This window comes from Yersinia enterocolitica, assembly GCA_002082245.2.
GTDB lineage: Bacteria > Pseudomonadota > Gammaproteobacteria > Enterobacterales > Enterobacteriaceae > Yersinia > Yersinia enterocolitica_E.
The window spans coordinates 69357-84296 of record NBTC02000001.1 but is presented as its reverse complement, the minus strand read 5'-3'; the positions used below and the strand labels follow the sequence as shown (position 1 = coordinate 84296).

Sequence of the window (14940 nt, the reverse complement as noted above, 5' to 3'; positions counted from 1 at the left end):
TTAACGGAAGTTCTGGACAATTGATGAATCCAAATCTTTGTATGCTTTGACAATATTTGACTGAGCATTACGATACAAAGTATATTCCGAAAGTTTACTTTGATATGCAGCCAAAAGCGCTGGGTCTGATGGGTTTTTTGATAAATCATCAAGCGCTTTATCGACTTGAGTGCTCAGATCCAGAACACCCGCATCAAATTTTTCCTTAACATTATCAATATATCCAATATAACTCATAAATTACTCCTTTTTTCTTAATTTTTAAAAAGCCACTGTCCCGGCCCTGATTTAACGTAATTATAATCACCATAGCTAAATGATTTGTCTTTAAGATAATTATCCTCTAATGCAATGTTAAACCGAATAAACTCCGTCCCCCACTGATGGTAAAAATTATCGACAAAACTTTGTAGTCTGATTAACTCACTGTCATTTAACTCCCCTCCTACTGAATAACTTATATAGTCATTTGCTTTGTTACGTTTGAACTTTAGACCTATTGTACCCAACTCTTCCTCAGCCTGATTAATCAAATCATTATCATTAATTTCAACAACCTCTACATTTTTTGCGTAGGGCATAAGCCTCATGAGTTGAGTGCGAATTTCAGCTATTTGTCCTACGGCTAATTGCGAGCGCTGTTGGCTGACCAATAGTCTTGGGATTAATGCATTATCGAGTTGTAAACGAAAATATTTGAGCTTAGGCATGTGATCATTCAGCCATACATAGATACGCTCAGTCTCTTTTTCCGGGTAAATAACCTTAACTGCGCTTGTATGATCACCACGCTCAATAGCCTGATTTACCCATATTGCTTTACGCTGGTCCTCAGCAAAGACATACATAATCTTATCACTGCCTTGTGTCAGCCGGAGTTCATTATTATTATTCACCAACACTTTGTTTAGTCGTCTTATATGGTTATCGATATTGTCATAGAACCAATAAAATGCGAATGACACCATCAGAAGAACAGCTACAACCATAATACTAATAAAAACGTTATGTTTTTTTTCTTCAAAAGTCTTTGTAGTATCACTTATTGGATTTTGAATCGGGTACCGTAATACATCAGATTCCCATATATCACCTTGTTGACACAGAGCAAAAATGACATCACCAACCTGTACCCGACAGTTAAGGGATATATTACGTAGTGTTGACTCTTCTCCCCTAAGCTCCCGCAGTTGCACTGCGTGCTCATCATTCAGACTGAAGATGATTTCAAAATTTATACCGTCTTCATTTTGGGGTATGAAGAGTGTATCATCAGGCAACTCGGTGAAAGGTTCTAATGGGTTAGGGCCCGAATCGGCTCCAACTACCACCAGGAGGCGTTCCGAATCGATGACAAACTCACACCCATTAAGTAACCCATTGAGCACCCTTAAAACCTTTTTTGACACAACAGATGTTGTATTGTCTTTAGTGTCCATGGGTATCCAATTTCTTCTCTCTTTTCACATAATTCATCCTAGAACCCTTCCTACCTCTACATCATGACGAGATCATGATGAACGCATAAATATATTAATCATATTTTACATAAGAAGGCAGGTATCACCTCAAGTCTGCCAACTCTGAGGAATTATTGTAAAAAAGTGCAAAGATGATGCAAAAAGCCTGTAAATGTTCCCTGTGGGCTTACGTCAGAGGTAATACCACCGGATCACCATTGACGGGTAAACGTCAGCCGAAGGCCGTATTGATTATTTCTGGCTTTGTCGCATTAGTGACATGAAGTTGGCCAAAGTTGCGTTGTCGGTTATTTAGGCAGCCAGCAAATAGAATTGTTCCGCGAGTGACAATCCCTCACTTTGCGGATGTTGATATTGCCCTTTTCGTATCATGTTGCTCAGTTCGATGCCGGCCAGGATCGTTTGTGCCCGCCGAAACGATTTGAATCCCAGCATCGGTCGACTCCGACGTTTGATATTTCGGTGATCTTGCTCAATCAGGTTGTTCAGGTACTTACTTTGCCTGACGGTAATCGCTTCCTCATCGGGTTTGTCGGCGTTGAGCGTGGCCAAAGCTGCGGTGTTAGCCCCACTTTTATCGATAGTGACAACCTCGGGTTCGCCGTGATGGCGAATAGCCTTGCGAAAGAAGCGTAATGCGGCTGCAGAGTCCCGTTTGGCGGTCAGCAAAAAGTCGATGGTGTGACCTGCTGTATCGACCGCCCGATACAGATACTTCCACTGGCCTTTGATTTTGATGTAGGTTTCATCCATGCGCCACCGCCGACCTACTGTGTGCTTGTGTCGGCGAAAAACCTTATCTAACAACGGTACCAAGCGGATAACCCAACGATGCAGAGTGGAGTGGTCAACAAGAATACCGCGCTCTGCCATCATCTCTTCGAGGTTACGCAGGCTCAGGGCATAAGCGAGATACCAGCGAACACACTGAGCGATAACATCAGTGGGGTAATGCAGGCGACGGAAGGCTTTTCGGATGAGAGACATGGGCAGGCAACATCGTAAAAAAAAACAGCATGTTACCTGACGACGCCTTAATGCGACAGAACCCGGGAAAGTGTCCCGGAACCCGATTATGGCGGCATGCAGTAATGCCTCGTTATTCTCATTGATGCCCTGTTCAAGCCCTTTCTGCAACAGGGAAATGGCAGTTCCATCCGGAAGGGAATCCAGCCCCGGAGGCAATCCGCCCGCCCGGCTGTTCCCGGTGACACTGATATTCGTCATACAATAACCTCGGTTTATCCGTCGTTTCAGCTGAGTGTTAGTTATGGATGTCCATCACTTGTCTATGAAGTCCTCTGCCACGTGACCCTTACCTGAGTTCATGCTTGAAAAACGTTCAACAAATGTAAAATAACGGCAATCTCCACGCGGAACGCCAATGTCAACATAGGCAGCGCCAAAGCTGCCATTTTTACCCAAAGTGGGTCATTTTACATCGGCACTAACAGTTATGACCTTGCTCGATGGGATAGCTCGCCAGAAAGTGAATCCTGTTTCTTTGTGATAGGCTGCCCCGTAATGGGATGCAAAAGTGTTAACCAAGGCAGGTCTACCCCTTGCAGGTTAACTCCCGCTAAATTTACCCCCATCAGGTTAATAGCCAGAAGTGCCGTCGGGTCAGCCCGTCCCTCTCTGATAGCCTGAACAATCTGCGCCACCGCAGGGCCATCCAGAACTGCGCCGGTAAAACTGACGTCACGTAGGTCCCTCGGAAGGATAACACCGCGCAGGTTCACATCGCTCAGGTCAACACCACGCAGGTTAGTCCCCGCCAGTGTCGTCGGGTCAGCCCGTTCCTCTCTGATAGCCTGAGCAATATGCGCTACCTCAGTGCCATCCAGAACTGCGCCGACAAAACTGGCACCGCGAAGGTTATCCGGAAGTGCTACCCAGCGCAGGTCTACCCCTTGCAGGTTAACTCCCACTAAATTTACCCCCGTCAGGTTAGCCCCTCTAAGTGCCGTCGGGTCAGCCAGTCCCTCTCTGATAGCCTGAGCAATCTGCGCCACCGCTGGGCCATCCAGCAGTGCGCCGGAAAAACTGACATCACGTAGGTCCCTCGGAAGTATTGCTCCACTCAGGTTTGCCCCTTGCAGGTTAACTTCCGCTAAATTTACCTGCGTCAGGTTAGCCCCCTGAAGAGCCGTCAGGTCAGCCTGTCCCTCTCTGAGAGCCTGAACGATATGCGCCACTGCTGTGCCATCCAGCAGTGCGCCTTTAAAACTGACGCCCTGCAGGTTATCCGGAAGTATAACATCGAGCAGGTTCACATTGTTCAGATCAACACTGCGCAGGTTAGCCCCCTGAAGAGCTGTCGGGTCAGCCTGTCCCTCTCTGATGGCGTTAGCAATTTGCCTTACCACCGATTCATCCAGCTGTGCACCGGTAAAACTGACGCCCTGCAGATTCATCAGAAGTGTTGTCTTACGCAGGTCTGCCCCCTGGAGGTCTACCCCCTCAAGATTACACAACACCCCAGGTCTGGGGTTTTTCAGGTGAGCCTCAACAAGCGTCTGCAAGTGCTGAGAAATATGTTTTCCTGTTGCGGGCAGTGCTACCGTCACAGGGCGTTTGTTGGGAGCGACCACTGTCAAAATATCCTGATTAACGTTATCAGGATCATGTATGAGCGTTGCCGTAATTGTCTCAGACTCGCCCATGCCGACTGGGACACTAAATTCAATCTTCAGTGAGGCATTATTGTTATTGTACGGTGAATTAAAGTCACTCACTTCCTGTGCTGTAGGAAGCCGGCTCAGTCCGGCGAACAGCGTCTGCCGGCACGCCTGATAACGGTCATTACCGGCATCAATGAGACCAAATGAAAAAATGTACTTTAAAACCTCAGCAACACCGTGCAACCGGGTGAGTTCCTGGGGCGGTTTCGGGGATAGGGATAAATAATGTTTGGCCATTATCATGGCATCTGGTTTGGTCGTGATATACCCCATACAGAGTTCCTCTTGTTAATAGGGTGGATTAAACCCGGGTTATATGTCTCTAAACACCCCGCTGAAGCCGTTTGTCAGGACATAGAGGTCAATGATTTAATTTAATTACCCACTGACCTTTCCGATACCATAATTCGCTCATGCTATCAGGGAACAATATCATAACGTGCCCCACGGTTTTTCATGCTCTCCTACTGGGGAAAGACGCGCAAAGGATACTGGCGGCTGAAATTTACCAGCCGGAAAGATCGCTTCGCGGTCAAACTGAAAGGGTTGAGGGACTTTCTCTGGAAGAACCTCAGCGCAAACAGGAGGCAGACCCTGAACGTCGTTATCCGGGTTGTTCGCGGATGGATCAACTATCACGGCATCTCAGATAATAAAAGGCGAGTGGGACAGTTCATCTACCAGAGCAAGCGGATCATCTACAGATGGTTCAACCGCAAGGGTGGGCACCATCCCATGACATGGGAAAAGCTGGGTCTGATTCTGAAAATGCTGGGATATCCATCGTTATGGAAAACCCGTTCAATGTTCCATTCTGGCTGAATATGTGTGGGGACACTGATCTGTCGGGAGCCGGATGCGGTAGTTCCGCACGTCCGGTTCTGAGGAGGGGCCCGACCGGGTAACCGGCGGGTCTACTCACCCAAAAACCCCATGGTAGTAACATATTCCCCGATGTAAAACCGCTGAAGCCCGGCAACGCCGGTGCGGATCATAAGAGATCCTGATACCCCCCCTGTCCTGGTGAGCCATACAGGGTAGGCGTAAGCAACTGTCTTCAGCACCACTTTTATATAGCTGCCTGGTGGTAAGACAGTTGCTTACGCTTAGCCAGCTAGACACCGATACTATAATCACAAGTAGCAGAAGATAATCCGTAAGCGTCGCTAGAACCACACAGTGACCTGTGTGGTTGTTTAAGGTAGGGTGATGTTCCAGGGAAGGAGGGACTCGAGATCACCGTCGGCGGTGAGGGTGGGCAGTTTGGTAAACACCTGCATCAGGTAGTCAAAGGGCACAAGACCATTGGCTTTCGCCGTTTCAACCAGGCTATAAAGGATGGCGCTCGACCGCGCACCGCTGCGCGTATTCGACAGCATCCAATTTTTTCTCCCAATGACAAACGGCTTGATGGCCCGCTCAGCCCTGTTGTTGTCTATGCTCAACTGCCCGTGCTCCACATAACGCACCAGCTTTGACCATTGATTCAGACTGTAGACCACGGCCGTGCCCAACAAGTGTTTCTCCGGAACCTGCGGCCTTGTTTTATCCAGCCAGCCTTTGAACTCGTCCAGCAGTGGGATGGCCTCCTGCTGGCGGCGGGCCGCAATGACATCGGCCGGCTGCCCCTTCAGCTCTCGCTCAAGGCGGTAAAGTTTCTGGATATGCGTCAGCGCCCAGTCAGCACGGCCAACTTTTCCTTTCGGCTGGGCCACTTTCGCCTCCATGAACTTGCGGCGCGCATGCGCCATGCAACCGACAACTGTCGCGTCGGTATTCGTGTAACCGGCATAACCATCGGCCTGCAGGTAACCTTCATATCCGTTGAGGAACCCGACAGGGCCGGCAGCGCCGTGACCATCCTGATAGTCATACAGTACGATAGCGGGCGGCAGACCGGGCTCCGGGCTATCACCGCCGCAGCCGTAGACCCACATGTAACATTTATCCTTTTTCACCTCCACCACCTTGAGCGTGGTGTCATCGCTCCAGATTACCTCACGCTCAAGTAAATGTTGATGAAGCAACTCAACCAGCGGGGCCAGCCGTTCTGCACATTTCAACATCCAACTGCTCATGGTCTGGCGGCTCAGCTCGATACCCAACTGGGCGAACCATTGCTCCTGGCGATAGAGCGGCAGGCTGAACTGGAACTTGCTGTTGATTATCTGGGCCAGCAGGCTGGGCGTGGCGATGCTGCGGGGTAATAAGGTTGCAGGTACAGGCACAATCAGGATGTTGACCTCGGTCCCCTGCTGCTCACATTGGCGGCAACTGTATTTAGGGCGAACATGGCGCATGACCTTGATGCTGGCCGGGATAAACTCCAGTTGCTCGCTGCATTCCTCGCCCATGCGATGCAGGGCATGACCACAGCAGGCACAGGTCTTTTCTTCGTCTGGCAGGTCGTGAAGCACCTCCTCCCGGGGAAGGCCAGGCGGTAACCGTGGACGACGGCTTTTGCGTTCGGGTGTGACGGGGTCAGCCTGAGCGTTATCTTCTTCCTCGGCGTGAGGTGGCGTCTGGGTGGCAAGGTCATCGGTCTGCTCAGCTTCGTTAAACAACGCTCCCTGACCTGGGTAGTCTTCGCTACTGGCCGCATAGAGTTTGTAACGGGCCAGCAGCCACTGTTCGACCATGCTTTGGTATTGCGCTTGCCACAGGCTCGATTTTTCCTGCCATTGGGCTGCTTGTGCTTGCCACTGGGCTACCTGCGCCTGCCAAAAAGCTTCCCGCTCCTGCAGTATTTGCTGGAGTTCATTAGGCGAGTTTGGCAGGGTATCGGGCAGTGTTTTCATGGTATGAATTATACCCTTTACTGCCCCTTAATACATTGTTATTTAACCGGTAGTTGTACTTTTTTATTAACTCAACGAGGTGTAATGCAGAGGGGGATGCCGCTGTATTTTTGTGATGTCTATCCCCTCTAACAGCCAGTGCCATTGTTGTTCATCCAACGTCAACGTATCGCCACTCAACCGGGAAGGCCATTTGAAGTGCGCCTGTTCAAGGCGTTTATACCACAGACAAAAACCGGTGGTGTCCCAGTACAGCGCCTTTATTTTGTCGTGCCGTCGATTGCAGAAGACAAACAGGGCTCCACTAAAAGGCGATAACGCCATGTGCTGTTCAACCAGTAGCGTGAGCCCGTTGATGCTTTTGCGAAAGTCCACGGGAAGGCGGTGAAGATAAATCTGCGTGGCATCGACAAACATCTTCATGGCGTGAGTTCCCGCAGTAAGGTCGCCAGCCAAAATGGAGAAAGGCTGAGGGGAAATTGCAGTGAGCAGTGTGCGAGCGTCAGTTTGATAGAATCGCACTCAACCGGAGGTAGCTCAGGTTCGGCAACAGCGGGAGTGGGTTCGACAGGCGGCGTTATCGGCAAAGAACCCTGTTTGAGCGGAGAGACAGCGATAAATGCGGGCGGCGGCGACTTGGCTTGCGCAACGAGGCGATCCTTGGCATTGAAAAAAGCGCTGCGTGAGATTTGATGGCGTTTACAGAATTGAGTTTGGTTGAGACCGGAGCGTTGTTGTGCGTCGAGCAGTTCACGCCATTCGTCGGGAGTGCGATGGTTCGTCTTTGCCATATTGCCTCTGATCTTCGGTGAATTCCAAAGACAAGCATGATGTTTCATCGCGTTAAGCGGAAGGTGCGGTACCAGCGACGTTTACGATAATCCCCCTAGCCGAATTCCGCAAACGGGCAAATCATCGTGGTAACGTTCTTTCGTCTCCGACAATCCGGCTACGACATGGCGTTGAATTTTTGGGAAGGGAAAAACAGTCTGGCAGGGCGGGGAATTATTACGGCTAAGGCCGTAATACTGTCTGAGTCCTCGCTTCGCTGCGGGGGTTTCCGGCGCGTTGCGCCTCCATGCCCTTTGCAGGGCATAAAAAAAGGGGCGATTATGCGCCTGTGAAGTGTAGTTTTAAACCTAACGCTTTTGTGATTTTAAGCATGGAGCTGAATGTGGGATTTCCTTCTCCTGACAAGGCATGATAAAGCCCCTCTCTTGACATCCCTACTTCCCTTGATAACTGGCTCATATTTCTGGCTCTGGCAATATCACCCAGCGCAGAGAGTACCAGCGCCGGATCACCATCTTCTAAAATTTCATTAAGATACAATTGCATCTCTTCTTCACTGTTTAAGTGTTCTGCAATATCGTATTCTTTCAGTTTCATAGTTCCCCCTCAATCTCTTTGTAAATGGCTTTTGCTCTGGCTATATCTTTTTGCTGTGTACTTTTATCGCCCCCACACAACAAAACAACAATGATTTTTCCGTGATTTTTTAGATAAACTCTGTAGCCTTTACCTTCATGAATCCGCATTTCTGAAAACCCTTCCCCAACTGGCTCTATATCGCCAGAGTTACCATTTTTTAGTCTGCGAATTCGTGCCTGTATCTTTGTTTTTGCCCTTATATCTTTCAGGGCGTCGATCCAGTTATCAAATGTTTCTGTACTTAATACAGTTATCATTCCTTGCCCCTTATACTTCAATAAGTAAAGTATACGTCACACCACTTAATCTGTCAAATACATCTGACATAATAAAGGGGCGTTGCAGCCCCTTTATTTTAAATTAAAACATTGCGTAACCTTGCAGGTAGCCCCATTCCCAGACGACCTTTCTCGCTAACGTGAGTTTTCGTTCCACTGAGCGTCAAACTCGGTGCGTGTCAAGGTAGTTGTCGCCTCTGTTAGATCACGCAGCGAGGGTTTCTCGCTCTGGATTCAGCCACACTTCATCCTGCCAACTCCAGTTTCTTGTCTGCCCTGACCACCGATGAGGAGTTCGCATTTTTGCCGCTTCATACACCGAATTCCGTTTCTCCAGTAAAGCAACGTCTTCACCCCGGTGCCGTTGGCCTGGCGGGCAACAAAGCTGATGAAAGCGCTCAATATTATCAGCTGTCAGCAACCTGACCATCGTTATAAGAAGGCGTCTAAGGAACACATTGAGATCCCTAATTATCGGGATCGCCAGTTTGCTGTTACCGAGCCTAATCAGGCCTGGTGCGGTGATGTGACTTATAGTGTGCCCGGAGTTCAGGGCGGGCATGGATGCTCAAATGAACCACGAGTCTGTCTGGAATATTGAACCGGTAACTCATGATGAGGAGCCCAACAATCCCGCCGGGTGTGACGGCGGAGAACCTGAGCGGCAGTGACCTGCGGCATGCCTGCAGGGTGATGTAACCCGCTGACAACGGGGATTGAGGCGAGATCACTAAGCCAAGATGATCCTCAAGGTTGAGTACTGAAAGGCTGAAGAACATGAACCCGTTAATCCGTCTCTGTGGGTTGAAAACGTCACCACGGCCTACGTGATCTGACAGGCCGTGCAGAAGGAACCGACATTGATAGATATGCAGTGTCGGTCAAAGGTGTTTTGACATGTAGGCGAAACACCGGGACAGCAGCGCCTATCACGCTCGCGTTGCTGACTTCTGCCAACTTGCGGCAAGCAAGGATAAAGAGTGCGACGGGCAGCCTCCTCAGTATGTCTGAGTCCAGGCAGGTGAACCGGGGAAGGTCAACGACGGATGTTAAGGGGGCATGGCCCCGATGACGCGCTGGCTGGCGGAGCTTCCGTAGTAGTCCGCGATGGGGAAAGCCCATCACATGGCGAAGGGAAGCAGTTTACATGTGTTTGTGACGTAAATTAACTGACCTAATGAGGTGAAGACCTTTGATAATCAGCGAAATGCAACGCAAGCTTGCCACATGGGCAGCGGCCGATCCGGCCCGACGAATTGAACGGCTGCTGCGTCTGATAACACAACCAGAATGGCTGGCTGAAGCGGCGCGGATCACGCTCTCATCAAAGGGGGCACATACCCCCGGCGTTGATAGTGTGAACAAAGCAACGCTGCAGCCCAGACTGGCTGCTGAGCTACAAATACTCAGGGATGAACTTCTCTCTGGTCACTATCAACCTTTGCCAGCCAGACGGGTATACATCCCTAAAAGCAACGGCAAACTGCGACCGCTGGGGATCCCCGCGTTGCGGGATCGTATTGTTCAGCGGGCAATGCTGATGGCGATGGAGCCGATATGGGAGAGTGATTTTCATACGCTCTCTTATGGTTTCCGGCCAGAACGCAGTGTCCACCACGCGCTCCGCACGGTGAAATTACAACTCACCGACTGCGGGGAAACACGGGGCCGCTGGGTAATTGAAGGTGACTTGTCCAGTTATTTCGACACCGTACATCATCGACTGCTGATGAAGGCCGTACGCAGCAGGATCAGCGACGCACGTTTCATGGCTCTGCTGTGGAAAACTATCAAGGCGGGACATATCGATATCGGTCTCTTTCGGGCGGCCAGTGAAGGCGTCCCGCAGGGGGGCGTAATATCTCCGTTGCTGTCGAACATCATGCTGAATGAGTTCGATCAGTATCTGCATAAACGCTACCTGAGCGGGAAAGCCAGAAAGGATCGCTGGTACTGGAATAACTGAACCGCACCGGTTTTCTTGGAGAGAGTTAAATCCAGAAGCTCAGGCTGCCAGATCATTATTTGTTCTGGAAGCATAATAGGCTTTTTCGGCTTCTATCGGCGGTATGTGTCCTAGCCGTTCAAGTAACCTTCGATTGTTAAACCAGTCCACCCACGCCAGTGTCGCAAGCTCCACTTCTGCGTGGTTTTTCCAGCTCTTACGGTGTATCCCGCTTTGTAAAGCCCATTGATACTCTCGGCCAGTGCATTATCATAAGAGTCGCCAGTGCTGCCTGTCGACGCCAACAGCTCCGCCTCCTGCAGCCGTTGGGTGTACGCCAGTGACACGTATTGGGAGCCCTTGTCCGAGTGATGGATTGTACCTGAGGGGCGACGTGCCCACAGCGCCTGTTCCAGAGCATCTAGCACGAACCTTGCTTCCATCGACGATGAGACCCGCCAGCCAACGATCGTGCCTGCGAACACATCAATAATGAACGCCACATAGGCGAAGCCCTGCCAGGTGCTGACGTACGTAAAATCTGCACACCAAAGCTGATTGGGACGTTCAGCGACGAACTGGCGGTTGACCAGATCCGCTGCTGCCGCTGTTTTGCGACTGATTGTGGTCCTGATGACTTTGCCGCGGAGTACACCCCGAAGACCGATTGTTTTCATCAGGCGTTCAACAGTACACCGGGCAACGCTAAAGCCCTCGCGAAGTAACTGACGCCAGACTTTTCGTGCACCATAGACACTGTAATTTTCTTTGTAAACGCGTTTTATCTCCAGGCTGATTTGAGCATCACACTTTTCTCGTTGGCTACATTTTTCAGGATGCAGCCGGCGTTGCTGATGCCAGTAATAGGTCGACGGGGCAATATTCAGTTCGCGACATACCGGCCCGACCCCGTGTGTACCACTCAGACGCTGCATCAGTGGCATTATTTTTTCCAGTGGCGGTCAATGGAATGGACGCCTCCCCCTTAACGAGGATTCAGCGTATAACGGAGGAATATAGCATAGTCGGCAACCGTAAAATGAAGGAGATAGCTATGAGCAATATAACCCTGATTGGTATCGACCTGGCTAAGAACGTATTTCATCTACATGCAGTTGATGACAAAGGTAAACAGATGAAAGTGACTAAGCTGTCACGCCTGAAACTTGCCGAGTATTTATACCGCAGTGAACCGGTAATCGTCGCAATGGAGGCTTGTGCAAGTGCCCACTACTGGGGACGGCTTTGTACATCACTGGGCCATGAGGCTCGTCTGATATCTCCGCAGTTCGTCAAGCCATTTGTCAAATCCAACAAAAATGATCGTAATGACGCACGGGCAATCTGCGAAGCTGCACTGCGTCCTGATATGAATTTTGTTCCCGTCAAAACAGTCGAGCAGCAAGCTGTACTGAGTCTTCACAGAGTTCGTGAAATGCTGATAGGCCAAAGAACGGCAACCATCAATCAGTTCAGGGGATTACTCACCGAGTTTGGATTACCTGCACCCACAGGGCGTAGGGCGCTATTCAGTATGATCCCCGCTATGATTGAAGATCTCCGAAAAATTTCACCCGCATTTCTCATTACTTGCATTAGTCAACAATGGGAACATCTCAGACAACTGGAACAACATATCAACGAAGTCACTCATCAGATTGAAATGCATGCCCGCCAGTCTGATATTGCACGCCGCTTGCAAACAATTCCAGGTATTGGCCCAATCACAGCTTCAGCACTGGATGCCTACGTTGGTAAGGCCACTCAGTTCAGAACAGGGCGACAACTGGCCGCCTGGTTGGGGTTGGTGCCCCGACAGCATTCAACAGGAGGGAAATCTGTGTTGTTGGGGACCAGCAAGCGCGGAAACAGTTATTTGCGCCAGCTGTTTGTTCATGGAGCCAGAGCAGTTGTATCTGTAGTATGCCGTTCTCCCGATGCGAGCAAGCAGGACAAAACTATTACGGGTTGGCTGACCAGAAAGCATATGAATGTGCCGTAGTGGCTATGGCAAACCGAAATGCACGCATTGCCTGGGCCGTCATAGCCCACGAGCGTAGCTTCGACAATAATTATCGGGAACAACTGACCAACCAGTTACTCCCGGGCTGACAGAAAATATTTGATGTGTTCCTTTCCTGATTGCTACAGGTGATTTATTGACGTGATGGCGTAGACAGGTCAGACCGGTGTTGGCAAAACCCGTGGAGCTCGATAGTCAGAATTTATTGAATTAAGACTGAGCGGTCGTTTGGGAGCCAACAAGCAGATTCCATTATGGGCAGCGTATAGTCAAATAAACGCACAAACAGCCCGAATATACGACTGCGATCTTCACCTTCTGCATCAAAACAAAAAAATCACTTGGCAAAAAGGAGGCGTCCATATACGAGCTCCGCCTGAGCAAAATAAGCTGAGGCCTGGCGCAATATATCATTGCTGCGGCGTAGCTCCCGGTTCTCACGTTCCAGTTCTTTTAAACGCTGGCGCTCATGGGTACTCAGTCCACCATCATCAGTGCTGACGGGGCTGATACCCCCACGGACATCATTTTTATGCTGACGCAACCAGGCTCGCAGGGTGTCGTAATGGCATCCGATTTTTGACGAGATGGCACGAATGGCATCCGGCTCAGAGTCATACTCATCACGGTGTTCCAACGTAAGCGTCGCTAGAACCACACAGTGACCTGTGTGGTTGTTTAAGGTAGGGTGATGTTCCAGGGAAGGAGGGACTCGAGATCACCGTCGGCGGTGAGGGTGGGCAGTTTGGTAAACACCTGCATCAGGTAGTCAAAGGGCACAAGACCATTGGCTTTCGCCGTTTCAACCAGGCTATAAAGGATGGCGCTCGACCGCGCACCGCTGCGCGTATTCGACAGCATCCAATTTTTTCTCCCAATGACAAACGGCTTGATGGCCCGCTCAGCCCTGTTGTTGTCTATGCTCAACTGCCCGTGCTCCACATAACGCACCAGCTTTGACCATTGATTCAGACTGTAGACCACGGCCGTGCCCAACAAGTGTTTCTCCGGAACCTGCGGCCTTGTTTTATCCAGCCAGCCTTTGAACTCGTCCAGCAGTGGGATGGCCTCCTGCTGGCGGCGGGCCGCAATGACATCGGCCGGCTGCCCCTTCAGCTCTCGCTCAAGGCGGTAAAGTTTCTGGATATGCGTCAGCGCCCAGTCAGCACGGCCAACTTTTCCTTTCGGCTGGGCCACTTTCGCCTCCATGAACTTGCGGCGCGCATGCGCCATGCAACCGACAACTGTCGCGTCGGTATTCGTGTAACCGGCATAACCATCGGCCTGCAGGTAACCTTCATATCCGTTGAGGAACCCGACAGGGCCGGCAGCGCCGTGACCATCCTGATAGTCATACAGTACGATAGCGGGCGGCAGACCGGGCTCCGGGCTATCACCGCCGCAGCCGTAGACCCACATGTAACATTTATCCTTTTTCACCTCCACCACCTTGAGCGTGGTGTCATCGCTCCAGATTACCTCACGCTCAAGTAAATGTTGATGAAGCAACTCAACCAGCGGGGCCAGCCGTTCTGCACATTTCAACATCCAACTGCTCATGGTCTGGCGGCTCAGCTCGATACCCAACTGGGCGAACCATTGCTCCTGGCGATAGAGCGGCAGGCTGAACTGGAACTTGCTGTTGATTATCTGGGCCAGCAGGCTGGGCGTGGCGATGCTGCGGGGTAATAAGGTTGCAGGTACAGGCACAATCAGGATGTTGACCTCGGTCCCCTGCTGCTCACATTGGCGGCAACTGTATTTAGGGCGAACATGGCGCATGACCTTGATGCTGGCCGGGATAAACTCCAGTTGCTCGCTGCATTCCTCGCCCATGCGATGCAGGGCATGACCACAGCAGGCACAGGTCTTTTCTTCGTCTGGCAGGTCGTGAAGCACCTCCTCCCGGGGAAGGCCAGGCGGTAACCGTGGACGACGGCTTTTGCGTTCGGGTGTGACGGGGTCAGCCTGAGCGTTATCTTCTTCCTCGGCGTGAGGTGGCGTCTGGGTGGCAAGGTCATCGGTCTGCTCAGCTTCGTTAAACAACGCTCCCTGACCTGGGTAGTCTTCGCTACTGGCCGCATAGAGTTTGTAACGGGCCAGCAGCCACTGTTCGACCATGCTTTGGTATTGCGCTTGCCACAGGCTCGATTTTTCCTGCCATTGGGCTGCTTGTGCTTGCCACTGGGCTACCTGCGCCTGCCAAAAAGCTTCCCGCTCCTGCAGTATTTGCTGGAGTTCATTAGGCGAGTTTGGCAGGGTATCGGGCAGTGTTTTCATGGTATGAATTATACCCTTTA

10 protein-coding genes and 7 pseudogenes are annotated in these 14940 nt (G+C 50.7%); 4 read left to right on the top strand and 13 right to left on the bottom strand.

The features are described 5' to 3' along the window. From A6J66_000435 to A6J66_000420, 4 genes are all read right to left on the bottom strand, one after another. A complete protein-coding gene (locus tag A6J66_000435; GenBank protein PNM27200.1) occupies positions 1-237 on the bottom strand; it encodes a type III secretion system needle complex protein in 237 nt (78 codons plus the stop codon). Between the two features lie 17 nt (positions 238-254). Next, positions 255-1439: a PrgH/EprH family type III secretion apparatus protein gene (locus A6J66_000430; GenBank protein PNM27199.1), complete on the bottom strand. Its 1185-nt coding sequence runs from the start codon at positions 1437-1439 to the stop codon at positions 255-257. Between the two features lie 333 nt (positions 1440-1772). Continuing rightward, positions 1773-2468 carry a DDE domain-containing protein gene (locus tag A6J66_000425; protein PNM27323.1) on the bottom strand — a complete coding sequence of 232 codons (696 nt, stop codon included), beginning with the start codon at positions 2466-2468 and terminating at the stop codon, positions 1773-1775. 467 nt (positions 2469-2935) lie between these two features. Then, positions 2936-4438: a hypothetical protein gene (locus A6J66_000420; protein ID PNM27198.1), complete on the bottom strand. Its 1503-nt coding sequence runs from the start codon at positions 4436-4438 to the stop codon at positions 2936-2938. Positions 4439-4630: 192 nt separating this feature from the next. On the opposite strand from A6J66_000420, the pseudogene A6J66_000415 reads away from it, so the two are divergent. Then, positions 4631-4987: pseudogene (locus A6J66_000415) on the top strand (group II intron reverse transcriptase/maturase). Between the two features lie 374 nt (positions 4988-5361). On the opposite strand, the gene A6J66_000410 reads toward A6J66_000415, so the two are convergent. From A6J66_000410 to A6J66_000390, 5 genes are all read right to left on the bottom strand, one after another. Next, complete coding sequence (locus A6J66_000410; GenBank protein PNM27197.1) at positions 5362-6963, bottom strand: IS66 family transposase; 1602 nt, start codon at positions 6961-6963, stop codon at positions 5362-5364. A 66-nt stretch (positions 6964-7029) separates the two neighbouring features. Then, entirely contained in the window at positions 7030-7386 is a 357-nt protein-coding gene (locus A6J66_000405) for an IS66 family insertion sequence hypothetical protein (protein ID PNM27196.1), read from the bottom strand. Beyond that, a complete protein-coding gene (locus tag A6J66_000400) occupies positions 7383-7754 on the bottom strand; it encodes a hypothetical protein (GenBank protein PNM27195.1) in 372 nt (123 codons plus the stop codon). The genes A6J66_000405 and A6J66_000400 overlap by 4 nt, the downstream gene beginning before the upstream one ends. 319 nt (positions 7755-8073) lie before the next feature. Next, positions 8074-8352 carry a putative addiction module antidote protein gene (locus A6J66_000395; GenBank protein PNM27194.1) on the bottom strand — a complete coding sequence of 93 codons (279 nt, stop codon included), beginning with the start codon at positions 8350-8352 and terminating at the stop codon, positions 8074-8076. Continuing rightward, complete coding sequence (locus A6J66_000390; protein ID PNM27193.1) at positions 8349-8651, bottom strand: type II toxin-antitoxin system RelE/ParE family toxin; 303 nt, start codon at positions 8649-8651, stop codon at positions 8349-8351. The genes A6J66_000395 and A6J66_000390 overlap by 4 nt, the downstream gene beginning before the upstream one ends. 391 nt (positions 8652-9042) lie before the next feature. Between A6J66_000390 and A6J66_000385 the strand changes: the two are divergent. Then, positions 9043-9207 (top strand): annotated as a pseudogene (locus tag A6J66_000385) (IS3 family transposase). On the opposite strand, the pseudogene A6J66_000380 reads toward A6J66_000385, so the two are convergent. Beyond that, positions 9176-9571, bottom strand: a pseudogene (locus A6J66_000380) (hypothetical protein). The pseudogenes A6J66_000385 and A6J66_000380 overlap by 32 nt on opposite strands. Positions 9572-9864: 293 nt before the next feature. Here A6J66_000380 and A6J66_000375 point away from each other — a divergent pair. Further along, a pseudogene (locus tag A6J66_000375) lies at positions 9865-10635 on the top strand (group II intron reverse transcriptase/maturase). Positions 10636-10677: 42 nt separating this feature from the next. Here the strand turns inward: A6J66_000375 and A6J66_000370 are convergent. Then, positions 10678-11570: pseudogene (locus A6J66_000370) on the bottom strand (IS3 family transposase). A 101-nt stretch (positions 11571-11671) separates the two neighbouring features. Between A6J66_000370 and A6J66_000365 the strand changes: the two are divergent. Beyond that, positions 11672-12729 (top strand): annotated as a pseudogene (locus tag A6J66_000365) (IS110 family transposase). Between the two features lie 277 nt (positions 12730-13006). Here the strand turns inward: A6J66_000365 and A6J66_000360 are convergent. Both A6J66_000360 and A6J66_000355 read right to left on the bottom strand, forming a co-directional pair. After that, a pseudogene (locus A6J66_000360) lies at positions 13007-13298 on the bottom strand (hypothetical protein). 20 nt (positions 13299-13318) lie between these two features. Next, a complete protein-coding gene (locus A6J66_000355) occupies positions 13319-14920 on the bottom strand; it encodes an IS66 family transposase (protein ID PNM27192.1) in 1602 nt (533 codons plus the stop codon). Between the last annotated feature and the right edge of the window lie 20 nt (positions 14921-14940).